The sequence below is a fragment of the Levilactobacillus parabrevis genome, assembly GCF_044051715.1.
In the GTDB taxonomy this organism is placed as follows: domain Bacteria; phylum Bacillota; class Bacilli; order Lactobacillales; family Lactobacillaceae; genus Levilactobacillus; species Levilactobacillus parabrevis.
On record NZ_CP168688.1, the window covers coordinates 83,130 to 108,791 of the forward strand.

17 protein-coding genes are annotated in these 25,662 nt (G+C 50.3%); 14 read left to right on the forward strand and 3 right to left on the reverse strand.

Annotated features, from left to right (window positions below; all coding sequences use genetic code 11):
• From gyrB to rpsR, 9 genes are all read left to right on the forward strand, one after another.
• Window positions 1-1,947, forward strand: a complete 1,947-nt coding sequence (gyrB, locus tag ACEPSU_RS00515) for a DNA topoisomerase (ATP-hydrolyzing) subunit B (protein WP_020088834.1) — start codon at window positions 1-3, stop codon at window positions 1,945-1,947.
• A 78-nt stretch (window positions 1,948-2,025) separates the two neighbouring features.
• Complete coding sequence (gene gyrA, locus ACEPSU_RS00520) at window positions 2,026-4,506, forward strand: DNA gyrase subunit A (protein ID WP_395323114.1); 2,481 nt, start codon at window positions 2,026-2,028, stop codon at window positions 4,504-4,506.
• 240 nt (window positions 4,507-4,746) lie between these two features.
• On the forward strand, window positions 4,747-7,512 hold the full coding sequence (locus tag ACEPSU_RS00525; protein WP_395361572.1) for a BspA family leucine-rich repeat surface protein: 2,766 nt from the start codon (window positions 4,747-4,749) through the stop codon (window positions 7,510-7,512).
• Window positions 7,513-7,903: 391 nt separating this feature from the next.
• Window positions 7,904-9,886, forward strand: coding sequence for a BspA family leucine-rich repeat surface protein (locus ACEPSU_RS00530; RefSeq protein ID WP_395361574.1), 1,983 nt, complete (start codon window positions 7,904-7,906; stop codon window positions 9,884-9,886).
• A gap of 307 nt (window positions 9,887-10,193) precedes the next feature.
• Entirely contained in the window at window positions 10,194-11,045 is an 852-nt protein-coding gene (locus ACEPSU_RS00535) for a helix-turn-helix domain-containing protein (protein WP_260338615.1), read from the forward strand.
• A gap of 21 nt (window positions 11,046-11,066) precedes the next feature.
• Complete coding sequence (locus ACEPSU_RS00540) at window positions 11,067-11,189, forward strand: hypothetical protein (RefSeq protein ID WP_260338614.1); 123 nt, start codon at window positions 11,067-11,069, stop codon at window positions 11,187-11,189.
• A gap of 316 nt (window positions 11,190-11,505) precedes the next feature.
• On the forward strand, window positions 11,506-11,802 hold the full coding sequence (gene rpsF, locus ACEPSU_RS00545) for a 30S ribosomal protein S6 (RefSeq protein WP_020090298.1): 297 nt from the start codon (window positions 11,506-11,508) through the stop codon (window positions 11,800-11,802).
• 41 nt (window positions 11,803-11,843) lie between these two features.
• Window positions 11,844-12,413 carry a single-stranded DNA-binding protein gene (ssb, locus tag ACEPSU_RS00550; protein ID WP_020090297.1) on the forward strand — a complete coding sequence of 190 codons (570 nt, stop codon included), beginning with the start codon at window positions 11,844-11,846 and terminating at the stop codon, window positions 12,411-12,413.
• Between the two features lie 28 nt (window positions 12,414-12,441).
• Window positions 12,442-12,678: a 30S ribosomal protein S18 gene (gene rpsR, locus ACEPSU_RS00555; RefSeq protein ID WP_011666824.1), complete on the forward strand. Its 237-nt coding sequence runs from the start codon at window positions 12,442-12,444 to the stop codon at window positions 12,676-12,678.
• A 121-nt stretch (window positions 12,679-12,799) separates the two neighbouring features.
• On the opposite strand, the gene ACEPSU_RS00560 is transcribed toward rpsR, so the two are convergent.
• Window positions 12,800-13,666 carry a helix-turn-helix domain-containing protein gene (locus tag ACEPSU_RS00560; protein WP_395322091.1) on the reverse strand — a complete coding sequence of 289 codons (867 nt, stop codon included), beginning with the start codon at window positions 13,664-13,666 and terminating at the stop codon, window positions 12,800-12,802.
• 165 nt (window positions 13,667-13,831) lie between these two features.
• Here ACEPSU_RS00560 and ACEPSU_RS00565 point away from each other — a divergent pair, with 165 nt between their 5' ends.
• The 4 genes from ACEPSU_RS00565 (at window position 13,832) to ACEPSU_RS00580 (ending at window position 20,882) form a co-directional block, all read left to right on the forward strand.
• Entirely contained in the window at window positions 13,832-17,134 is a 3,303-nt protein-coding gene (locus tag ACEPSU_RS00565; protein ID WP_395322093.1) for a DUF5107 domain-containing protein, read from the forward strand.
• A 3-nt stretch (window positions 17,135-17,137) separates the two neighbouring features.
• Entirely contained in the window at window positions 17,138-18,157 is a 1,020-nt protein-coding gene (locus tag ACEPSU_RS00570; RefSeq protein ID WP_395322095.1) for an aldose epimerase family protein, read from the forward strand.
• A 60-nt stretch (window positions 18,158-18,217) separates the two neighbouring features.
• The gene (locus tag ACEPSU_RS00575; RefSeq protein ID WP_395322097.1) at window positions 18,218-19,606 is read left to right on the forward strand and encodes a sugar porter family MFS transporter; all 1,389 of its coding nucleotides are present in this window, start codon (window positions 18,218-18,220) and stop codon (window positions 19,604-19,606) included.
• Window positions 19,607-19,772: 166 nt separating this feature from the next.
• Window positions 19,773-20,882 carry a glycerol dehydrogenase gene (locus ACEPSU_RS00580; protein WP_395322099.1) on the forward strand — a complete coding sequence of 370 codons (1,110 nt, stop codon included), beginning with the start codon at window positions 19,773-19,775 and terminating at the stop codon, window positions 20,880-20,882.
• A 293-nt stretch (window positions 20,883-21,175) separates the two neighbouring features.
• Here ACEPSU_RS00580 and ACEPSU_RS00585 read toward each other — a convergent pair whose 3' ends face one another.
• Window positions 21,176-22,360: an amidohydrolase family protein gene (locus tag ACEPSU_RS00585; protein WP_395322101.1), complete on the reverse strand. Its 1,185-nt coding sequence runs from the start codon at window positions 22,358-22,360 to the stop codon at window positions 21,176-21,178.
• A 545-nt stretch (window positions 22,361-22,905) separates the two neighbouring features.
• Window positions 22,906-24,507 (reverse strand): peptide ABC transporter substrate-binding protein, encoded by a 1,602-nt coding sequence (locus ACEPSU_RS00590; protein WP_395322103.1) that lies wholly within the window; start codon window positions 24,505-24,507, stop codon window positions 22,906-22,908.
• A gap of 650 nt (window positions 24,508-25,157) precedes the next feature.
• Between ACEPSU_RS00590 and ACEPSU_RS00595 the strand changes: the two genes are divergently transcribed.
• Window positions 25,158-25,622 carry a VOC family protein gene (locus ACEPSU_RS00595; RefSeq protein ID WP_395322105.1) on the forward strand — a complete coding sequence of 155 codons (465 nt, stop codon included), beginning with the start codon at window positions 25,158-25,160 and terminating at the stop codon, window positions 25,620-25,622.
• Window positions 25,623-25,662 lie beyond the last annotated feature (40 nt).

The following is a 25,662-nucleotide window of genomic DNA, read 5'->3' on the forward strand; positions in this document are numbered from 1 at the left end:
GTGGCTGATAAAGAACACGAAACCAAGGCAGAACAAGCCAGAGAATATGATGCCAGCCAAATCCAGGTCCTAGAAGGCCTCGAAGCGGTCCGGAAACGGCCCGGGATGTACATTGGCTCGACCAGTGCCCAAGGTCTTCATCACTTGGTTTGGGAAATTGTGGATAACGGGATCGATGAAGCCTTAGCTGGTTTTGCGGATTCTATTCATGTTACGGTCGAAAAAGATAACAGTATTACTGTTTCTGATAACGGTCGTGGGATTCCTGTCGACATTCAACAGAAAACGGGGAAGCCCGCTTTGGAGACGGTTTATACCATCCTGCATGCCGGGGGTAAATTCGGCGGTGGCGGATACAAGGTCTCCGGGGGCCTTCACGGGGTTGGTGCGTCCGTTGTTAACGCCTTGTCAACCCACCTGGAGGTTCAGGTTATTCGGGGCGGCAAGCGTTACGGGATTACCTTTAAACGTGGTCACGTCAATAAGCCTATGTACGTGATGGAAGAGGGCCTGGACCCAGACCGTCACGGAACTATCGTGCACTTCTTGCCAGATCCAGACATTTTCCGGGAAACGACGACGTTTGATATCAAGACGTTGACGACCCGGGTCCGTGAACTGGCCTTCCTGAACAAGGGCTTGCGGATCACGATTCGTGACGAACGCCCAGAAACGCCAACCGAGGATGACTTCCACTATGAAGGTGGGATTCGCCACTACGTTGACTACTTAAACGAAAATAAAACAACCCTATTCGAACCACCAATCTACGTTGAAGGTGAAGAAAACGGGATTACCGTGGAAGTGGCCCTGCAATACACGGACGACTACCACAACAACCTGTTGACGTTTACCAACAACATCCACACCTACGAAGGTGGGACCCATGAAGAAGGGTTTAAACGTGCGTTGACCCGGGTCGTGAATGATTACGCTCGGCAAAACAAACTGATGAAGGATAACGAGCCTAACCTGACCGGAGATGACGTTCGTGAAGGTATGACCGCTGTGGTTTCCGTGAAGCATCCGGATCCCCAATTTGAAGGTCAGACCAAGACCAAGTTAGGAAACTCCGATGCCCGGACCGCCGTGGATCACACGTTTGCTGACCACTTCATGCGTTACTTGATGGAACATCCCGATATTGCCCGCAAGGTTGTGGACAAGGGGACGTTGGCTTCTAAGGCGCGGGTCGCTGCTAAGCGTGCTCGAGAAGTGACGCGGAAGAAGAGTGGGTTGGAAATCTCCAATCTACCTGGGAAATTAGCCGATAACACGTCTAAGGATCCTGCCATTTCCGAATTGTTCATTGTCGAAGGGGATTCCGCCGGTGGTTCTGCTAAGCAGGGCCGGTCGCGGTTGACCCAAGCCATCCTGCCAATTCGGGGGAAGATTTTGAACGTTGAAAAGGCTTCTATGGATCGGATTCTGGCGAACGAAGAAATTCGTTCCATGTTTACCGCCATGGGGACGGGCTTTGGTTCCGACTTTGACGTGTCGAAGGCTAACTATCACAAATTAATTATCATGACTGATGCCGATGTCGATGGTGCCCATATTCGGACGCTGTTATTGACGTTGATCTACCGCTATATGCGGCCATTGTTGGATGCTGGTTACGTGTACATCGCCTGCCCACCCCTGTATCGGGTTCGGCAAGGGAAGATGCAACGCTACCTGGACTCCGATGATGAATTGAAAGAATTATTAGGGCAATTGCCACCCGCACCAAAGCCTCAGATTCAACGGTACAAGGGGCTTGGTGAAATGGATGCCGAACAGCTCTGGGACACGACCATGAAGCCGGAAAACCGGCGGCTCTTACGGGTCGATGCTCAGGATGCCATCAACGCTGACCAAGTGTTTAGCATGTTGATGGGGGACAAGGTTGCGCCTCGACGGGAATTTATCGAGGACAATGCCACCTTCGCCGAGTTGGATGTTTAGTGAAGAACGGAGGGTAAAAATTTGGCTGATCAAGATTACAATATAGGTCGGATTACCGACGTTGACCTTTCACAAACCATGCGAACATCCTTCTTGGATTACGCGATGAGTGTGATTGTGCAACGGGCGTTACCAGATGTGCGGGATGGCTTGAAGCCAGTCCACCGTCGAATCCTATACGATATGCACGAACTCGGGATTACTCCCGATAAGCCATTCCGGAAATCTGCCCGGATGGTCGGGGACGTCCTTGGGAAATACCATCCACATGGTGATTCTGCTGTGTACGAATCCATGGTGCGGATGGCTCAAGACTTCTCGTACCGCTACATGTTAGTGGACGGTCACGGGAACTTTGGTTCTGTCGATGGTGACGGGGCCGCTGCCATGCGGTATACCGAAGCGCGGTTGAGTAAGATCGCGATGGAAATGCTGCGAGACATTAATAAAGATACGATTGATTTTCAAGATAACTATGATGGGTCCGAACGCGAACCCGTTGTGCTCCCTTCACGGTTCCCGAACCTGTTAGTTAACGGGGCTTCCGGGATTGCCGTGGGGATGGCAACGAACATTCCGCCACATAACTTGACGGAAGTGATCAGCGCCCTGCATATCTTGATGAAGAACCCTGATGCCAGTCTGGCTGAGTTGATGGAGGTCTTACCAGGCCCCGACTTCCCAACCGGTGGGATCGTTATGGGAAAGGCTGCTATTCGTCGGGCTTACGAGACCGGGAAGGGCACCATTACCTTGCGGGCGAAAGTCGATATCGAAGAAGAAAAGAACGGGAAGCAACGCATTGTGGCCACGGAAATTCCTTACATGGTCAACAAGGCGAAGCTGATCGAACGGATCGCTGAGCTGGCTCGGGATAAGAGAATCGAAGGCATTACGGATGTCAACGATGAAACCGACCGGACGGGGATGCGAATCGTCATTGACGTCCGGCGTGACGCCAGTGCCGAAGTAATTTTGAATAACCTGTATAAGATGACGCTCATGCAGACCTCGTTTGGGATCAACATGTTGGCTATCGTCAAGGGTGCGCCTAAGGTGCTGGGCTTAAAGGCCATCTTGCAGTATTACTTGGACTTCCAGTTGGAAGTTATCCAACGACGGACAGCCTTCGAATTACGGAAGGCTGAAGCTCGGGCCCATATCCTGGAAGGGTTACGGATCGCCCTCGATCATATCGATGAAATCATCACCATTATCCGGCAGTCACAGACCGCTGAAGTGGCGAAGAATGAATTGATGACGCGTTACAGTCTGTCAGATAAGCAATCGCAAGCCATCTTGGACATGCGGCTGGTTCGTCTGACCGGTTTGGAACGGGAAAAGGTCGAGAAGGAATATAACGATGTCATGGCGAACATCAAGGATTACAAGGAAATCTTGGCATCCAAGGAACGCCAACAGAGCATCATTTATGACGAATTGATGGAAATTCAAAACAAGTTCGGTGACGATCGGCGGACTGAATTGATGGTCGGTGAAGTCTTGAGTTTAGAAGACGAAGACCTAATTGCCGAGGAAGACGTCGTGGTCTCATTGACTCACAACGGCTACATCAAGCGGTTGCCAACGTCCGAATTTAAGGCCCAAAACCGTGGTGGTAAAGGGGTTCAAGGCATGGGTGTCCATGAAGATGACTTCATCGAACACCTCGTGGCAACATCCACGCATGACATGCTCCTGTTCTTCACTAACACCGGGAAGGTCTACCGGATGAAGGGGTATGAAATCCCTGAATACGGGCGGACGGCCAAGGGAATTCCAGTCATTAACTTGCTTGGTATCAACAATAACGAGCATGTGCAGGCCGTGATTAACGTGGCTAATCCGGGGGAAAATGCCGAACGCGACATCTTCTTCACGACAGTTCAAGGGACGGTCAAGCGGACGCCGGTTGATGAATTTGCCAATATCCGGAGCAATGGTCTAAAGGCCATTAACTTGAAGGATGACGACGAATTGATCGATGTCGATATCATCAATGGTGATGCCAACATGATTATCGGAACTCATCTGGGTTACGCCGTTAGCTTTGCGGCTAAGGACGTGCGGTCAATGGGCCGGTCGGCAACTGGGGTTCGCGGGATTCGGTTACGTGAGAGTGATTACGTGATCGGTGCCAGCGTTCTCAAGCCGGACAGTCGGGTGTTTGTCATTTCCGAAAAGGGTTATGGGAAGCAAACGCCAGCCAGCGAATATCCAATCAAGGGGCGTGGCGGTAAGGGTATTAAGACCGTCAATGTGACCGAGAAGAACGGACCGTTAGCTGGATTGACTACCCTGGACGGTGATGAAGATCTGATGTTAGTCACCAACAAGGGTGTCATGATTCGCTTCAACGGTAGTGACGTCTCCGAGACGGGTCGGGCAACCTTAGGGGTGCACCTGATTCGGCTGGGTGATGATACCGCCGTGGCCACGATGGCCAAGGTCGATAAGGAAGATGACAGCGCTGAGAGTGACGGTGAAGCGACGGACGGTGACGTTCCCGCAACCGACACAACACCAGTGGCGCCGGACTCCGATGCACCGGAAGCTTAAACTAAACAATTGTGGAACTAGCCATTACCTTTTGGGGTAATGGCTAGTTTTTTATAGTAAAGGTTACTGTAAATATAATTTAATTTGTAAATGATTTTAATGGCTTTTCATTTTTGCGCCGGGTATACTTGGTCTAGACCATGACATTTCTACGATGACGATAGTTGGAGGAGAAAAACTTTGAAAATATCTGAAAAGTCCCGTAACCATTCTTGTGGCATATCTGTACTGAAAGTGAGTATGATTGTTGGTTTAGCAGCAACGGGATTGATGATGTGGTCATCACCGATACAAGCGGAAATTATAAATGATAAAGTCACGACAACGAATGCGTCAGCGGATGACAAGCAAGCTATTACCGGAAAAACGGGGACCTGTGAGTGGACCTTACAGGATGGGGTCTTGAAGATTGGTGCCGGCAACTTTGCGAATAATGGCAGTTGGCGGCAGTATGCCAAGCAGATTATAGAGATTCAGTTTACTGGAAAAGTGGTTCTTCCAGCAGAAAGTTACGAGTTGTTTTCGGGGTTGAAGCAGCTGCAGCGATTTAGCGGTGCAGATTTAGTGGATACCAGCCGGGTGACGAATATGGGGTATATGTTTCAGTTTGACGAATCCTTGAAGGAATTGGATCTTCGAAGTTGGGATGTGCGACAAGTCACGTCGATGCCGGAGGCTTTTGCCTGGACGAATTCGCTTCAGGAACTACACGTTGAGAGCTGGGAGACACCGCAATTGAAGTGGGCACGATCATTATTTACTTATTGTGGCGTACGATCGCTAGACTTGAGAAGTTGGTCGGTCACCAAGGTAGATGATCTGTCAGGTATGTTTTTTGGGATGAGTAATTTAACGGATCTGGACTTACGAGGTTGGCAGACGCAGAACGTCACGACGATGGCAGACATGTTTGCGGAAACCCCCGCGTTAAAAAGACTGCAACTGGGGGATGAGTGGGATACCAGTCACGTTACTAGAATGGACGATACCTTTGAGCATACAGGATTGGAGACGTTAGACTTACGGCGATGGGATGTGAGTCACGTGACGACGATGGCGTCGATGTTTCGAAACTGCCATGATCTGGAGACCCTAAATATTGGTAATTGGCAAACGGGAAACGTAACGGATATGTCGTTGATGTTCCGCCAAGTTCTAGCGGAAAAGTTGCCACTGGAAAATTGGGACGTTAGCCACGTGACGAAGATGGATCAGATGCTCGCGCAGACTGGGGCCAGGTCGCTTGACCTTCATCGATGGGACGTGCGGAATGTCGAAAATTTTGAACAATTATTTGCGGCCAGTTTTGCCGAGAATATTAACGTTAGTGGTTGGCAGACATCGCATGCGACTAGTTTTCAAAAGCTTTTTTACCTGGCACGGGCAAAGACGCTTGATCTGTCGGGATTCGATATGACCCATTTAGACTATCATGATAATATAACGTTTTGGAGCAAGGGTCGTGTGGAGCTGATGTTGGGACGTATGCCGAATCTACATATCCTACGTTTGGGGCCCCAAAATTTATTGCAGGATGCCAATAAATTTACGGTTGGACTCGATGCGTCTTCTGAAGATGATTTGGTGCAACACGATACCGATCGTTGGCACGCTGTGGGAGCGGGAACGGTTGATCATCCGCAGGGAGCCGTGTTAACGGCTAAAGCATTGGAGGAACACTATACGCCGTCGATGGCGGGGACGTATGTGCGGGAAGTCCCGGCGGCACCCGTTGTTGTCTATTATCGTGACTTGGTTACCCATAAAGAGCTTAGACAACCGCAGTCTATTCCAGGAGCAGTGGGGGCATCCTTTACGATTAAAACGGATTTTCCGGGTTATCGCTATCAGCGAGCCGATGAGCCTTTGACTGGAATATTTCAGCAATTCCCACAGAATGTGATCTTATATTATTTGAAGTCGACCGCTGATTTAGGAAGTGTGACTATACGAGCCGAAGATGATTGGGGCAATAGGCTGATTCCAGACCGCATTCAGACGGGGAAAATTGGCACGCATTTTCCAATTGTTGCACCGAAGATTACCGGTTATCGGCTTCATCGGGATTCACCGCTACCAACGCAAGGCGTATTCACGCTGGAACCGCAAATTTTAAAGCTACTGTATCGTAGACTTCAGACGGTACGGGTCCGGTACTTGGAGCAATCAACTGGGCGTGAGCTCCATCCATCGGAGACGTTTGAGGGTGAGTCGGGAACGGCCTATCGACTTGAGCAGTTTATGGAAGGCATGGCGGATAGCTTAGCAGGGTATACTTTTAAACTCGGCGTAGGATTACCTGGAAAATATGGCGAGGGCAGTCAAAATGTAATTTTGTTATTTGAGAAGAACGCAGTGGTAACACCGACGCCAACACCAACACCGACGCCAACACCGACACCGACACCGACGCCAACACCGACACCGACACCGACGCCAACACCAACACCGACGCCAACACCGACACCGACACCGACGCCAACACCGACACCGACACCGACGCCAACACCGACACCGACACCGACGCCAACACCAACACCGACGCCAACACCGACACCGACACCGACGCCAACACCAACACCGACGCCAACACCAACACCGACGCCAACACCGACACCGACACCGACGCCAACACCAACACCGACGCCAACACCAACACCAACACCAACACCAACACCAACACCAACACCAACACCAACACCAACACCAGTGCCGCAGGTTGATCCAGAGAAGCCAGGCGAAGCGGTTGAAACCGGTGGGAGTGGTGACGTGATTTCGGGAGGGACGGCTAATCAGAGTTTAGTGAAGCCTAAGGAGCAACGAAAGAAGGTTGCGCAACGACAGAAGAGACGTGGTGCTATCGCTGCTGTAGCTGCCAGCAAAACTAAGAGTCAGCGAAAGCAAACTTTACCCGCAACTGGGGAGAAAAGCGATAACTGGCGAGTAATCTTGAGTGGCATATTACTAGCAGTATTGAGTTGGCGGTGCTGGCGTCGTGAGTGGTGAATCAGTCGCTATAAGGGACCACTGCGGTGGTTTAATTGAGTAGTAGTTGACGTGAATTGAAAATAGAATGAAAGAATAATCGTAAAGGGAATTTACCAACTGGTAAGTTCCCTCTTTTTCGTGGATTATCTACCAGAGGTTAGTTTGAAAGCATCTGTTAAACAGAGACAGATGGTGAGCCTAATAGCGTTGAAACGCGTCAAACTAGTGATTTGTAAGCTGGCTTACACAACCGAATTGTTTATCGGTTATACTTTTATTTTATTTCATCAATTCTCATAGAAATGAAAATTAGTGTTAATTGTTCTGCCGTATAGACATATTGGTGAATGTGTCCTATACTGGCTTTAGACAGATATTGAGATGTGTTACACATGAAAGGGGTAGCGTCATGATTAATAAGTTGGGGAATAAATCAAAACAAAAGTTGACTACTTTAGCGATCTTAGGTGTTATTGCTGGTGTGGGGTACCAGATTGACACGGCGCAAGCGGATGTAGTACCAGGGTCAGATGACAATCCGGGTGTAGAAAATAATAAAGTTGCACCGACGGCTAACGACATTAATAGCAACGAACAAAAGCTCAATGGTTCACAAAAAGGCGATACACCTGCGCCAACTGGTACGCCCGAAGAGAATGATACAGTAGGGGGGACTGAAAAAGATGACTCTGCGGCTGAAGGACAAGGTGACAATGGGGGAATCGACGGTAAGCCTGTTCAAAATGGTGGAAATGAAAACGATACCACTGGGGCGCCTGAAGGACCAGCTAAAACACCAGGTGTAGTGACGTCACCAACAAGAGTAACTAGAGAGAAGACTCCCCCAGCACCTAAAACAGCCCCAGCACCTGAAGTGCCGACACCCAGTAATAAAGGGAATTTACTAAGGGAAGCTACGGTGCCAGCCGTTCAGACTGGAACTTGGGGTACAAGTCCTTGGAGTATGGATGACCAGGGTATTATTACGATTAAGGCGGGGACGCTCGGAACTAGTAGCGAAATGGACGCGGTTAAAGGGAATGTCACGAAGGTTATTTTCGATAGTGGCGTGGTCTTACCTTGGAAATGTTCACACTTGTTTTATGAATGGACCAAGGTTCAATCCTATGAGGGCTTGGCGAATGTCAACGCCTCTAAAGTTAATGTTATGGACAGTATGTTTGCTTTCAACTATGCACTGAAGAACATTGATCTTAGCAGTTGGGACATGAGCAAAGTTAATAATACGCTGGCCATGTTCCAGGGACCAAATGCGGGGCCAGATTTTTCACTTGGTGGTGAAAACTACATGCACCTGACAAGTGTCAAAATGGGAAGTAGTTTGGGTAAGACATCTGTAAATATTTCCGCTATGTTTGAAGGCGATAAGATGCTGACCTCCCTTGATACTGAAAATTGGGATACTAGTAAGGTCAATTTGATGTCTGATACCTTTAATGGCACAGGATTCACATCGCTGGATCTTAGTAACTGGAAGATTAAGCCAGACATCCAGGCGATTAATTTATTTGGTAATATGTACAACTTGACCAACATCAACTTAACCGGTTGGAATTTAACATGGAATGTTTCATCGATGTTTCAGAATGACGTGAAGCTTAGTAGTCTGGACCTGACGAACTTGGCCGGCTCTGCTGTTTATCACCAAGTTTATGGGATGACCGGGTTGAAGCAACTGACCTTAGGACCGAATAATGTGATGTACACGCAGGGCTATCCGGAGTGGACGATGGCGATTCCTGAAATCACCCCTTCCGACGACTACACCGGTCTCTGGCAGTTTGTGGGCACAGGGACAGTCGACAAGCCGAATGGGCCAACCTACACGGCCGCTGAGTTGATGGCCGCTTACGATGGCGCCACGATGGCCGGGACTTACGTTTGGCAAAAGACGACGCCTAAGCCAACGACGCCGACGAACCCTGGGACTGATACGGAGAATACGACTAATCCAACGACCCCAGATGTTGATAACACGACTGATCCAGTGGTGCCGGATACTGATACTGCTACCGATACAGATGATACTGGCGATGTTGTAACTGGTGGGGATGGTGCGACGATTGATGGTAGCGCCGCCGCTAAAGCTAATCCGACTAAGAAGACCACCAAAGTCGTTACTAAAGCAGCTGCGGTTAAGGCCACCAAAGGAACTGCAACGAAGGCCAATGGTCCTGCAACGGTAGTCTTCGCTAAGACGGACAAGCAGGCGCGAGCAACGCAACTCGGGCAGCCGGCAGCTAAGCAACAGAGCCAGACAACTACTTTGCCGCAAACGGGTGAGCAACAATCATCCGGTTGGTGGGCAACGCTTGCTGGTGTTATTGGTTTGAGCTTGCTCAGCTTGAACTGGTTCAAACGTCAAAGTTAAATAGAATAGGTAACAGAAACCGCTTGGCTTAGGCTGAGCGGTTTTATTTATCCAATTAACCCATGTTTAGCAAGAGTATACGACTAAATATGATGGCGATTTACTGCAAAATAAGGTTAGACACCAATAGATTAGGGTGGTTAAGAATCCTTGATATAAAGCCGATTATATAAAGAAAGTAATTTAAATTATTTAAATAATTGTATATAGTTAAATGTGTTTACTTTAGTGTCGCTGTCTGGTAAGCTCAAAACAACATCGATTGGTTAGACCGGTTTGGAGAAAGTGGAAGGGGAATGGAGAGGCCATGGCAACGACCATCATTGACTTTGCGACGGCACTGACGGTATTGGGAAATAACCTAAAAGCTCACCGCCAAGCCCTGGGACTCTCCCAGCAGGCACTCGCCGCGGGGCTATGTGCGCAAACCATGATCGGTAATATTGAAAAGGGGATTGATCTCCCCGATGCAAACTTGCTGGCCAAGTTGTATGAGCGACTATGTTTGCCACACAAGCAGATGCTTAGGGAGAACTACCCTATTCGCCGGCTACCGTCGTTTAGCGATAAGGTTCATCGATTATACGATCAGCAGCGGTACACCGACCTGAAAGCTTATATGGAGCGTCCAGACCGTCTCCAAGTTTTAACAACCGACGAAGATCTAAAAACGTATTATTACTACTACGGTTGCGCAGTTTATCAGGTAACGCATGACGCGACCGCCGCATTGCAGAGTATTCGGACTGCACTGACCATGATGATGCCGCAACACCCGCAGCGTTATCGGACGCTCGAAGTGCTACTCTTTTCAGTTGAAAATTACCTGACAGCGGCGATTACCACGAATCAGCCGAATTATGCTGGCTTTGAGCGCGCACTGACTATCATTCGTGAGCATCGATTAGTGGACAATAGTCAGAATCTCGGCATGGTCTTTAACCAATACGCGCGTAGCTGTCTCATGCAAAGTCAGCCAGAACGCGCGATTCGCATTCTGATCGAAGGTATCGCGTGGGCGGATACGCATGGGTCGGATTATATGCTGGCGGATGATTATGCGTTGCTGGTTCGGGCACATGCGCTGACTCAGCAAATGGTGAATAATCAGCAGATACGGGGAACCGCTACGTCAGCGGTACTGGCAACTAGGTCCTAAATTTACTAGGGGGAATCGATGATGATGAGTGAATGGGCAGCGATTCAAGAGACGTTATTTCTCATGCACGATGGCTTGTTGGTCGAGTCACTGGCTCGTGAAGCCGAGGATGAGGCCGAAGCCAGCGCATCACGAACAAAGTAAAATTAAATCACGCGATCAGGGTACTCCTGGTCGCGTTTCTTGTCAGCATCATTTTACCCAAGAGTGCCGATGTGCCGCGGCTGTGTGGCCATAACTTGGATCAATAAAAATTAATTTTGAAAAATAAAAAATATTTGGACGTTTTTCACGTAGTTAAGTAGTGTAACGTAAGCAGCGCCTGTCGGTCGGCCCCGATTTGCTTAACGAAATGATTTATGCTATACTACTAGCTTGTGAGTATCTGGCTTTCGCTAGAGTCTCTCCTTGCTCCCGCATCGCAGCGGGGGCCTGAAGTCCATAAGGAGGTGTAACATTCATGGAAACTACTAAATACGAAATTACCTACATTATTCGTCCAGACCTTGACGATGCCGCAAAGACCGCTTTGGTTGAACGCTTCGACAAGTTGCTTAAGGATAACGGTGCCAACATCCTTGATTCAAAGGATTGGTCTAAGCGTCGTTTTGCTTACGAAATCGGTGGTTTTAACGAAGGTATCTACCACGTTATTACTTTAAACGCTGATGACGATGCAGCATTGAACGAATTTGACCGTTTAGCTAAGATCAACGACAGTATCTTACGTCACATGATCGTTAAGCGCGAAGACTAATTTGACTTTAAACTTTTAATTTTGAGAGGAGTTATTCAGCAATGATCAACCGAGTAGTACTAACTGGCCGACTGACACGGGATGTTGACTTACGATACACCCAAGGCGGTGCTGCTGTTGCCACGTTTACCTTGGCCGTTGATCGGCGGTTCACCAACAAATCTGGTGAACGGGAAGCTGATTTCGTAAGTTGTGTCATTTGGCGCAAGTCCGCGGAAAACTTTGCGAACTTTTTCCACAAGGGTTCCCTTGTTGGAATTGAAGGTCGGATTCAGACCCGGAATTACGAAAATCAACAGGGCCAACGGGTTTATGTTACCGAAGTTGTTGTCGAGGACTTTTCGTTCCTCGAACCACGTTCTCGTAACGCGAACAACAATGGTGGTAACGCAAACTACGGCGGTAACCCAGCGAATAATGCTCCTCAACAGAATCAGAATCAAAATGCCAATCCATTTACGAGTGGGAACCCGTCTCCGGCGGCCCCATCGCAAAACTCGAATCCAGCCCCAAGTAACAACAACGGCAACAATGCTGGGAACAACTCAGCTGATCCGTTTGCGAACACCGGCGATTCAATTGACATTTCCGATGATGATTTACCGTTCTAAACACTAAAATACGAGGAGGGAATTTCTCATGGCAGGACAACGTCGTGGCGGCCGTCGCCGTCGGAAGGTTGACTTTATTGCAGCCAACCACATTGAATACATTGATTACAAGGATACTGACTTATTACGTCGGTTTATCTCCGAACGGGGTAAGATCTTACCTCGCCGGGTTACTGGTACGAGTGCCAAGAACCAACGTAAGTTAACTATTGCTATCAAGCGTTCACGGATCATGGGCTTAATGCCATTCGTTAGCGAAGAGTAGTCATTTAAGAACTAACACTTAGGTGTTGGTTCTTTTTTTTGTGAATTTCAGAAATAGGGTTCCAGCTAGTGCCTGCTAGCCGGGACCCTATTTTGCGTATCTGGTTATGAGACGTAATTGCTTATAGTCGATTTCGAAAGTGCTGCGGGGACAGCCCAAATTCCTTTTTGAATACGCGGGAGAAGTAGTAACTGTCCGTGTAACCTAGTCGCCGCGCGACCTGTTGAATGGGGACGTTGGTGTATTGCAGGTAATGGCTGGCGCGCTTCATCTTGATGGAGGTAATGAACGCAATCACACTGGCGTTGACCACCTCTCGAAATTTGCGACTGAGATAGCTGGTCGAAATGCCGAGTGCATTGGCAACATCCGCAAGCTTGATTGGCTCGTCGATATGTTGATAGATGTAGTGAATCGCCGCGTCAACGTAGCTACTACCTTGGGTACTGGCTTTAGCCTCATCCATGGCAAGCGTCGCCAACAGGACACCCAATACCTGTGAGACGTAGAAGACGGCATCGTAACTGAACCCGGGGATGAAGGACTTAATCATCTGCCAGAATTGCCGCATGGTCGAATTGACCTGTTCATTCGTGAGGTGATCGATGAAGTGGGCTTGTTTAGGCGAGACGTTGACGTATTCCTCGGCCAATTTTCCTCGAAAATGTAACCAATAAATATCCCAAGGATCGTCTTTGGAGGCATAGTAGGTGTGCTTGATTCCCGGTGGCATGATGATCAGTGAGTATTGATGCAGGTGGTAGGTCGTGTCGTCAACAATCACGGTGCCGGACCCACCCGTGCAGAAGATGATGACCCAACCGGCCGATCCCCGTTCCCGATTCACGTAGTGGTATTGCGCATTGGGAAAAAATCCCAGGTCGGTCACGTAGAGGTTCGCGATAATTGGCGAAAATATGTAGTCTTGAAGGACGTCCTTGGGTAACACAAATAAATATTCGTTATCAAAGTCCTGTAGGCGTCGCAATGTGATGGCCTCCTTTCGCTTGAAACTCAGACGTTCAATCCCCTGAACTACCTCGAGTATAACGTTTGAAACACGGATAATCCATCTTTCTGGTCTTTTAGTGCATTTGAAGAAAGCGCTTTCCATATTAAGCTTAGGCTAGATTGAGGAAAGGAACGATTGTGTATGTTGAATACGATTACGGGCGTTTCGTTAACGGAAACTGAACTAACAATCCCGACATATAAGACAGGCCAGCCGGAGAAAAATCCGATGTTTTTGGAAAAGCGAGTCTATCAGGGGAGCAGTGGGAAGGTCTATCCCTTCCCAGTTACCGAAAGAATTTTTAATGAGAAGCAGGATCACACCTATCATGCCATTATTCTAGAGAACCAATACTTACAAGTGACCTTTCTGCCAGAACTGGGTGGCCGGATCTATCGGGCACTCGACAAGACTAATAATTATGATTTCGTCTACTATAACCACGTGATCAAGCCGGCATTAGTCGGTCTTACAGGTTCCTGGATCTCTGGAGGAATTGAGTTCAATTGGCCGCAACATCATCGACCAGATACGTTCTTGCCAATCGAGACGCAACTTGAAAGTCATGACGATGGGTCGAAGACGTTGTGGATGAGTGATATTGACCGGATGTATGGGACCAAAATTTCAGTAGGATTCACCATGTACGCTGATAAGTCCTACCTCGAGTTGAACGAGCACTTCAAGAATCCAACTGACCTGCCGCAGACGTTCCTGTGGTGGGCTAACCCAGCGGTACCGGTCAACGACCACACCCAGTCCATTTTTCCACCTGATGTGAACGCCGTGTTTGATCATGGTAAGCGGGCCGTATCGACCTTCCCAATTGCAACGGGTGAGTACTATAAGGTCGATTATTCTGCCGGGGTCGATATTTCCCGCTACAAGAACGTTCCCGTGCCGACGTCTTACATGGCGGCGCACTCCGAGTATGACTTCTTGGGGAATTACGACCACCAGAAGAACGCTGGCCTCCTCCACGTTGCCGATCATCATACGTCACCCGGGAAGAAGCAGTGGACCTGGGGTAATGGTGACTTCGGGAAGTCTTGGGATCATCAACTGACCGACAACGACGGCCCTTATATCGAATTGATGGTGGGGACGTTTACGGATAATCAACCTGACTTTACCTGGCTACAGCCACACGAAGAAAAGTCATCGACGGAATACTTCATGCCGTACAAAGATGTTGGGGCCGTGAAGAACGCGACCATCAATGCCGCCGTTAATCTGGAGCGAAACGGTGGCGACCTGCGGATCAAAGCCTACGCGACGTCCGTCTTTAAGGATGCTCACGTTAAACTCTATCAAAACGCACAAGTCCTTATTGATGATGTTCAGACGTTGAGTCCAACGGCAACCTTTGACAAAACGATTGCCAATCCAACGGGCACTGACCACGATTTCCGCGTGGTTGTGACCGATAGCGCCGGCACAGTCTTGGTCAGCTATCAGCCAGCTAAGGATGAGGTGGAACAGATTCCGGATGCCGCAAAGGAGATCGCCGCGCCAGAGAAGTTACAGACGAACGATGAACTTTACTTAGCGGGACAGCACTTGGAACAGTACCGGCACGCCACGTATCGGCCAGTTGATTACTATCTAGAGGGTTTGAAACGCGACCCTGGCGATTACCGAATCAACGATGCCTACGGGTTACTCCTGTATCGGCGCGGGCAATTTACGAAGAGTCAGGGGTACTTTGAAGCGGCCATCAAACGGCAAACAGCGCATAACACCAATCCAGCCAGTGGTGCTGCTCACTATCACTTGGGATTGAGTTTGCGGATGCAGGGTAAAGTAGCCGCCGCTTACGACCACTTTTTCAAGGCGACTTGGTCGCACGAGACTCAGTCCGTAGCCTTTCTCGCATTGGCTCAGATTAAGGCCAGTCGGGGTGAATTGCGCGCCGCTTTGAAATTTGTCGACCAGGCGTTGGTCACTGGTGCACACGACATGGCGGCACGGACCCTTAAAGTTAGTCTGTTGCGGCAACTGGGTCAGACTGCGGCGGCAACACAGCTGGTCGCTGAGAACGCGCAACTGGATCGTATTGACCTAGCCAACCGTTATGAAGCCTATCGTTTAACGACCAATGCCACGACTGAAGGTCAGTTGACAGCTGCCCTGAACGGCAAGCTCAACAATTATTTGGCCTTAGCTGAAGCTTATAGCCGTAGCGGGGCGTACGCCGATGCACTGGCAATCATCAGCCGTTATCCGGGTAAACATCCCCTGAAGAGCTACTATCAGGCCTATCTGGCTGCGAAGTTGGACCGGTCGGCCGATGCGACGGCCTACGCCGCTGCTGGGGCGGAGGCTTCGCCAGATTACGTCTTCCCGAATCGGTTAGAAGATGTCCGGGTCCTGCAGTATATTTGTGAAAATTATCCGCAAGACGGGCTGGCTGCCTATTATTTAGGGAACTTCTTCTACGACCGGCAAGTGTATGACCCGGCCACGAAGCTGTGGGAGCACTGTACACAGGTCAAGCCAGATTATGCGATGGCCCACCGGAATTTAGCCATTGCCTACTTCAACCGCCAGAATGATCCGCAGGCGGCCTTGACCGAGTTAACAATGGCACTCAAGTTAGATCCGACAAACAGTCGGTTGGTCTTCGAGCTGGCGACACTTCACGAGAAGCTCAATGACCCCTTGGCCGACCGGTTACAATTCCTGGAAGATCACCGTGACCTCGTTGCGCAACGTGACGACAGCTATATCTTACTAGTCACGTTATTAAACGAGACGGGTCGTTATCAGGACGCTTACGATGCTGTAATGGCCCACATCTTCCATCCGTGGGAAGGTGGCGAAGGCAAGGTCAGCACGCAGTATGAATACGCATTGGTCGAGTTGGCCAAGCAGGATTTGCGGGCCCACGACAGTGAGAGGGCTATTGCCAAATTGAAGCAAGCTCTGGTTTATCCGCGGAGCTTGGGCGAAGGAAAACTGCCAATCGCCGTCAATAACGTGATTGATTTCTACCTGGGTATGGCTTACCGGGCCAAGGGTGATGAGGCTGCGGCCAAGACGCATTTCGAAGCCGCAACGCAAGGCCTGAGTGAACCGACTGATATGATGTATTACAACGACCAACCGGCCGACACCATCTTTTATCAAGCCTTAGCTGACGAGCAGTTGGGGCGGACGGATGCTGCCAAGGCGCGCTACTACAAGCTGATTAACTTCGGTGAACAACACATCTTTAATACCTTCAAGTTGGACTATTTCGCTGTATCACTGCCAGATGCCTTACTCTTTGACGATGACTATCAGTCGAAGAATTCCGTCCACTGTGACTATCTGATGGCGCTGGGTTACTTGGGCTTGAACCAGACAGCCAAGGCACAGACGTTCTTCAATCGTGCACTGGCGCTTAATAATCACCATCAAGGCGTTCTTCGTCACGTCAACTTTGTGAAACCCGAGGTCTAAGCCATGGATATTACAGTGGAAAAGTATGACCATCAAGCGGGCAAGGACTATTGTGAACTGACGCTGACCAACGACCAGGGGATGCAGGTCAAACTGCTGAACTACGGGGCTACGTTGGAACAAGTGTTATTACCTGGTGAGAATGGTCTTGAAAATGTCATTCTGTCGCTACCTTCCCCGGCTGATTACGCCGTGGCACGAAACTACTTGGGCGGCACGGTTGGCCGAATCGTGGGTCGCGTGCGGCGTGGCCAATGGCGACTGGGCAACCAGCTGATTCAACTGCCGGTGAACAGTGGCAAGAATCACGCCCACGGGGGGACCGGGACGGATACACAGGTCTTTGCCTTTCAACCGCAGATTACGGAGCGCAGCGTCAAAGTGACGATGACTCTAGTCGATCCCAATGGCGCCAATGGCTATCCGGGAACGCTGAAAATGCAGGTGAGTTATGAACTAGATAACCAGAACCGGCTAACTTACCGCATTCAGGCGGTGACGGACCAAGTGACAGTCTTCAATCCGACCAACCACGTGTACTTCAATCTGGATGGACCGGAAACGACCGTGGTGGATCAGCACTTGAAGATTGCGAGCGACTATTATCTTCCTTTGGATGCAGAAAGTTTGCCGTATCGTGGTCGTGCGGCGGTTGCTGGCACCGTGTTTGATTTTCGTCGGGGGAAACGTCTCGGGGATGTCCTCGAGGGGAATGATCCGGCGATTGTGGCTGAACGGGGACTGAATCATCCCTTCATGTTGACGGGACGCCAACCGGTGGTCACGCTGACATCGCCACGAAAGAATCGCGTTATGCGGATGCAAACGACGGCGCCAGCGGTGGTCGTCTATACGGCCAATCACTTTGCCCACACGCCAGGAGTTACGGCCAAGATCGGCCAGTACGGTGGTGTAGCGTTTGAAGCACAGGTCGCGCCCCAGGAAGGTAGTGATCTAACGCCGCTGACGTTGATGCCAGGGGAACACTATGACCGTCAGACTAGTTGGCAATTCGACTTTTAGCTGGTTCTTAGATAAGTTGAGACGCTTAATTTCAGCGAGCAACGATTGGAGAAAATAAAAATGAAAAAGAAAAAACTAAGTTCCTACGTGATCTTAATTTCTTGTGCGGCCGCGTTGGGTGGACTCCTGTTTGGGTACGATACCGCTGTGATCTCCGGGGCCGTCGGGTTTTTGCAGATCAAGTTCGCGTTGAGTAGCGCGGCAGTCGGTTGGGTCACCTCGTGTATCTTGATTGGGTGTGCCATTGGGGTCACGATTGCTGGGGTTCTCAGTGATCTATTTGGTCGGAAGAAGATTCTGGTGCTGTCGGCGATCATCTTTGCCGGTTCCTCAGTCGGGGCTGCCTTGGCCGGAAGTTACATGACGCTGGTCATCTGGCGGATGCTCGCCGGGATTGGGATCGGCCTGACCTCGCTGATTACGCCACTGTACATTGCCGAAATGGCGCCAGCAGAGGTCCGAGGAAAACTGGTTACCGTGAACCAGTTAGCCATTACGATTGGGATCTTCGTGGTTTACTTCGTCAACGCCGCCATTGTCTCCGGGTCTACACAGGCCTGGAACGTCTCTACCGGTTGGCGGTGGATGATGGGGGTCGGCGTCTTACCGTCCGTGTTGTTCCTGCTCGCGCTGATTCCGGCGGGTGAAAGTCCCCGCTGGCTTCAGCAACATGGTAAGGCGGATGCAGCACTGAGCGTCTTGAAACGCGTGGAAGGTGACGATGCCGCAGCGCAGACGCAGTTAGACGACATTGTGGCTTCCGAAAAAGTGGTGGATGACACTTCGTTTAAGGATCTGTTCAATAAGACTTGGCTCCCCGTATTAATGATTGGGGTGTTACTGGCAATCTTCCAGCAGTTCTCCGGGAGTAACGCAATCATGTACTACGCGCCGGAAATCTTTAAGGGAGCCGGCTTCGGGCAGAACGGAGCGTTCATGGCGACGGTCTCCATCGGGGTCATTAACATGGTGATTACGATTGTTTCCTTGGGATTGGTCGACAGAGTTGGTCGGAAAGCCTTACTGGGCTGGGGATCCTTTGCAATGTCTCTGTGCTTACTGGTTGTTGCGCTCTGCTTCTTCATGCAGGCTCCTGGTGCGGTTACGTTGACCTTCATCCTGTTGGCCATCGCGTCCTACGCCATTTCGTTAGCGCCGGTGACCTGGATCATGTTGTCTGAAATCTTTCCCTCTAAGATCCGGGGACGGGCAATGTCCATCTGTACACTGATTCTGTGGCTGAGTGACTTCGCGTTGAGCTATACCTTCCCAATCCTGACTAAGAATATCGGGGAAGGCTGGACCTTTATGCTCTACGTGGCAGTGACTATGATTGCGGCCATCTTCATCTGGCGCAAGGTTCCGGAAACCAAAGGAAAGTCATTGGAAGAAATCGAACTGTACTGGCACCGGAAGAGCGAAGGTGCTACGGCAACGGTTAAGAATTAACGGTAGGATCAAGCATCTTTTAAGGAGACGGCGGTTAATGACCACTGTCTCCTTTTTGCTAGTTGCGGGCATTGGCTATCTTAAGTCGTGTAATCCGAGCCGTTGACCGGTGGGTTTCTCGCGAACTCTTTAGAATGGGAACTAGTTCAATGAGGAGGTATTGGAAATGATTACAGCATTTGCGAGTCCCTCGACCTACGTTCAGGGTGACCGGCTTCTGCAGCACGCGGCCCGCTACATTGCCCCGTTTGGCAACCACGGCCTGTTGATTGCTGACGATATCGTTTGGGAATTGGTGGGTGGACAATTCTATCAGCATCTGACAGCGGATGGGCTCAAGATTGAACATATCCACTTCAATGGCGAGAGTTCCCCGGAAGAGATTGCGCGGATTCAAGCTATTGGGGAGGCCAAGGATGCCAAGTTCGTCATTGCCTTGGGTGGTGGGAAGACCAACGACACCACTAAAGCTGTTGGCGATCAGCTCCACGTGCCCGTCGTGATTGTCCCCACGCTAGCGTCCAATGATTCGCCGTGCACGCGGCTGAGTGTCATTTATTCACCTAATGGGGAATTCTTGAAGTATCAATTTTATGACAAGAATCCCGATCTGGTGTTGGTGGATTCGACCGTGATTGCTGGGGCACCCGTCCGCTTCCTGGTTGACGGGATTGCGGATGCGTTGTCGACCAACGTCGAAGCTCAGACGGTTGCGCGGGCCCGGGCGACCACGCTATTACCCCTGCAGACTGATCAGACGGCCGCCGGGTTGGCACTTGCTGAGAAGTGCGAGTCGTTGTTGTTTAAATACACTGGGCAAGCCGTCTCCGCGGCTGCCGACCACGTGGTTACGCCGGCGTTGAGCCACATCATCGAAGCCAACATTCTCCTGAGCGGTGTCGGGGCCGAAAGCTCCGGACTCGCCGCAGCCCATAGTTTTCAGAACGGCTTGACCGCGTTATCCGGTGACGTGCACAAGCTATCGCACGGGCAAAAAGTGGCGTTTGGTACGCTCCTCAACCTGGTTCTGGAGGGCGCAACCGACGCTGAGTTTCAACGTTACTTGGACTTTGAAGCCGATCTGGGATTGCCGACGACTTTAGCCGACCTTTACTTGGACGAAGCCAGCGACGAGGATTTGATGAAGGTTGCCAAGCTGGCAGTTCAATCCGGGGAGACCATCCACAACATGGGTTTTCCGGTGAGTGCTCGCGATGTCTTCTCCGCGATAAAGGCTACCGATGAGTTGTCTCGGCAGATGCAACGCCAGTTTTAAGACGGACGTAAATGAATACGCGTTTAGCCGCTTTAGTAGTTAAAAAATAATGGACCAGTGCAGATATTGACTGGTCCATTTTAGCTTGGAAAGGGTTCATATTGGTGTGACTACAGATAATCATCTCGAAACTGAGGAAGGTCTCCTCAGTTTACCGGAATAAAAATGAAAGTCAACTGGTAAATCGTTAATACAACGAAATAAATATTTTGCCATTGCCACGAGACGATAAAAAGCAATGCGCCAGCACCAGGGGTCGGATCCCGTGCGGACGCATTGCTCTTTAACAAGGGTTAGAATTCGCGGTGGCCGCCGAGGTAGACCTGTTTGTCGGTCTGAACGACGTTGGCAGTGTCGGCGAGTGGGTCGGCCTTCAGAACTTGGAAATCGGCGAATTTACCGACCTCCAAAGTACCATACTCCTGGTCGACGCCCATCAAGGCGGCCGAGTTCAGGGTTGAACACTGGTAGGCCTGCGCCGGGGTCATGCCCAATTTGGTCAAGAGGCCAAATTCACTGGGTGTTAAGTCGAAACCGTTGAAAGGCGTTCCGGCATCGGTCCCACAGGTGAATTTTACCCCGAGTTGGAAAGCCCGGCGCATGTTGACGTAGGTGTCATCCAGGGCATCGGCAGCCTTTTTGACCTCCCAGTCGGGTAAAACGCCGTGACCCTGTTCGGGGATGACCCATTCGGCAATCAGCGTGGGCGTCAGGTATGTGCCCTGCTTGACCATCTGCTTGGCCTCATCTTCGGTGACGTAGAAGCCATGTTCTACGGAGTCCACGCCGGCGTCTAAGGCGTTTTGGATGCCGGGATTCCCCTCGGCATGGGCGGCAACGACCCGGCGCTTGTGGTGAGCCTCTTCAACGGCCACGTGCATTTCAGCCACGGAGAGCTGTGCGTCTTCCATAAAGTCGTTGGGCGTCATGACACCACCGGTTGCCATGACCTTGATGCTCTCGGCACCATTCTTAAATGCGGTACGAACGGCCTTACGCATTTCATCGGGGGAGTCGACCGCATGCCCGCCGTGAGGGGAATCCCCGTGACCACCCGTCATTGAGAAGGCTTTGCCCGAGGTCAACATATGCGGGGTATGGGGTAATTGGCCAGATTGTTGAAGCTTCTTCAGCTTTACATCGGCATCGTAGCCGGTCCCGCAGCCCCGGACGTAGGTAACCCCAGACTTGAGTAGCGTTTGTAAATTGGTGAAGGCCAGAACGCCAGCCTCGGCTTCGGAGTGTTCCTTGCCTTGGAGTGCCTGCGTATCGGCGGTGACGTGGACGTGAACGTTCATGAAGCCCGGCATGACGTATTGGCCGTTGAGGTCGACGCTGGCATCAGCCGGTGTGGGCGTGCCCTGCCCACGGTCGACTAATTTACCGGAGGTGTCATCGACGGTAAACCACGCGTCGGCTTGATTTTGATCGTTGGTGCCATCGAATAAGGTGAAATTAAAGAAAGTGGTTTTGGTCATATAAATTCCTCCTGAATTTTGTGTCGTGATTATATAGATGAGAATGTATAGAAATCGTTGTAGTTTGGATTGATACATAGTTCTGGTGAAGCGCCGCACAGGCCTGAAGTATCGGAGACCACAGCCGCCGAGAAACATTTGAGGATGTCTTGGTGGTAGCTGTGGACTGGGAGGCTTGGGGTACGGGCGGCTTTGGGACATTGGTACTTTTTTACTTTGGTTTTAAGCATTGTTGCTGGTTAATTTGGTTTAGTTCTTTGGACTTGCTCTCGCCCCTTATATCCGGAAACTTGCGGCCTCTGAAACGAGTTCCGCAAGGCAGGTTCTTCCGCTTAGAACCCTAAGTCCTCCTGTCTCAATGGCAAGTCTAGTTTAAAGAGATAAATTGTCTCTCGCCCTTATATCCGGAAATATGCGGCTTTTGAAACGAGTTCCGCAAGCCAGATTCTTCCGCTTAGATAAATAAGTGACTCCTGTCCGGCGAGGCCGAACAGAATCCCCTTATTTCCCTAATGCTCAGAATCTAAGCGGCTTGCTCCACTCTCTTACTTCCAGTACGCATACTTATACTGCGCACCGTGCAACAGCGTATCCTTCAAGCCCCCAACATCTTTGCTGACAAGCTTTGCCTGTGATGGTTGGTACAGTGGGATGTAGCCCTTGACCGCCATCAGGCGTTGGTTGGCGTCCATTAAGGTGTTGTAGCGGGGCAGGCCCGTTTGGGTTGCGGCCTTGGCTAGGAGCGTGTTGAATGCGGGATCGTTCCAGCCGGTGAAGTTGACCGTGTTATCTTTGGCGGCTAAGTTCAGGAAGTCTGAAGCGTCTAATAAATTGGTGGACCAGCCGGTTAAATTGAGTTCGAAGGTTCCTGCGAAGTCCCGCGCCACGTGTTGGGCGTGGGGGATGGAGGTCGTGGTAACTTTCAATCCCTTGAAGTTCTTCTCCATTACGGATTGAAGGTAGGTCCCCACGTGCTTGTCGTCGTCAGTGTCATCGGTCAATAGATTCAAGGTGACTTTGGTCTTACCGGTCTCCTTTAAATATTTAGCCCAGTAAGTCTTGGCCTTGGCAACATCTGTTGGCAAGAGATTCCCCAGTTGGGTCGCCATGTCTTCTCCCGTCTTGGGATTGGCTTGGTCGCCACGAGGAACCGCATTGAGGGCGGGCTTGGAACCATCGACTAAGACTTTGTTTGTTAAAGTAGAACGGTTAGTCACATAGGCAACCGCTTGACGCAGGTTCTCGGAATTAGTCGCAGCCTTCTTACTGTTGACGTAGAGGTACTGTAGCCGGCCCTGCAACGTTTTGTGGAGCTCCTTGTTGTTGGCATTAGCCCGGACGTATTGACCGCTAACCGTTGTCTCCTGGATCTTGCCACTCTTAAACAACGTGGCGGCAGTGCTCTCATCCTTGGTAACGTTCACCTTGACCTTCTTGATCTTCACGTTCTTGGCATCCCAGTAGTGGGGGTTTTTGACGTAGGTCCAAGTCGAATTACTGCCAGTCCAACCAACGAGCTTGTAGGCGCCGTTACTCATGGTTTTGGCGGCGTTAGTCCCGTACTTTTGCCCGTATTTCTTCACAGCAGCAGTGTTCAGAGGATAGTAGTCGGAGACAAGGTCGTCGAAGTAGGGCACAGCCTGACTCAGGGTGATCTGAAGTTTAGTCTTATTGAGGGCCTTCACGCCAAACGTAGATGGGTCTGCCTTACCGTTTTGGATAGCGGCGTAACCTTTGATGGCGGAAAGCTTGTTGGCATATTGTGCCTTGGTCTTCGGGTCGACCCAGCGGCGCAGTGAGGTGACGAAGTCTTGGGCTGTGACGGTCTGTCCGTTGGCCCATTTGGCCGTCTTACGGAGGTTAAACGTGTAGGTCTTGCCGTTGTTAGTCGGTTTGACCACCTTCGTGGCGACGCCGGCAACGACCTTCCCGGATTGATCATAAGTATAGAGGCCTTCCATGGTCTGGGAGATCACGCTCCCACTATTGGTATCGGTCGACTTGTTGGGGTCGGCGGTGGCGGGTTCGCTGGGAAGCGTGACGTTAAGTGTGCGATTCTTAGTGGTGTTACCGGCAGCGCTCCCGCAGCCACTCAGGGTGAAGAGTAAGAGTAGGGCTAACGGTGCGGTATAAGCGAGATGCTTCATACAAAAACCTCCTAGAATTTCAATTGATTAGAAATACCCTGAAAATAAAAAATGCGCCCCTACGGAAAAAACTCTCCGTAAGGGCGCAGTCTGCACGGTACCACCTTATTTGTGCTACTCAAAAAGTAGCGCTATCCATGAACGGCGAGCTTCCTAGAGGGACGTTCCCAGAGTCTAGGATCTACTGGGAAATCGAACCACACTCGCGATTCACTGCATTGATAACGGTTGCTACCGGTATAGACTTACTTTAATTTCAGCAAACAGCTCCGAAGGGATGTTCACGCTGGCGACCTTGACCCGCTCTCACTAAACCGGGTTCGCTAACAAGGGGTGACCTGCGTTACTGGGCTTCATCATCACATTTTAATTTTCTAATCAATTGTTAATAATTGCTAGTTTATCACTGAAACTTGGATTGTCAACGGGGAAATCTAAAATTGTGCGGTGCGGAACAGCACGTTATCGAGTCTCCTTATAGTAGCGATTTAGTGAAAAATAAATTGGTTGGTGGGAAAGTCCAGCGATGTTTCACATGAAACATTTAACGGCGAGCACCCAGAAATTCGTCACTGATTAAAGGTAATCACTACCCAGTAAGCAAGGAACTTGGTACACTTAGGCTATTCAAATCAAGGAGATGTTTTGCCATGCAATCACGATTGATTCCCAGTATTTCGTTTGAAAGTGCCAAGGATGCCTTGACCTATTATCAAGAGGTGTTTGGCGCAGCGGATGTCTATCGTTTCAGTCCAGATGCTGCCCAGGCTAAGCAGTTCGGGCTACCAGCGGGGGCGAATTTGGATGATATCACCATGCACGCCGGATTCAGTATTCTTGGGATGAGCTTCCAATGTGCGGATGCTTTTCGTGGTAAACCGGAACCCACGAATCAGATTGACATGATCCTAGATATCAATGCTGATGACGCTGCGAGTGCCCAAGCCGCCGAGGATTTCTATCAACGGGTGGTTGCCTCCGGAACGGTGACGGTTGACATGCCATTTGAGCCGCAGTTCTGGGGTGGCAAGATGGGCCACTTTACCGATAAGTATGGGATCTCGTGGATGCTGCACGTGATGCCGTGGAGCCAGATTAAAGATCCGAATGCGTAATTAAAAAATGCTCATCGCTGCTTTTTACAGTGATGAGCAT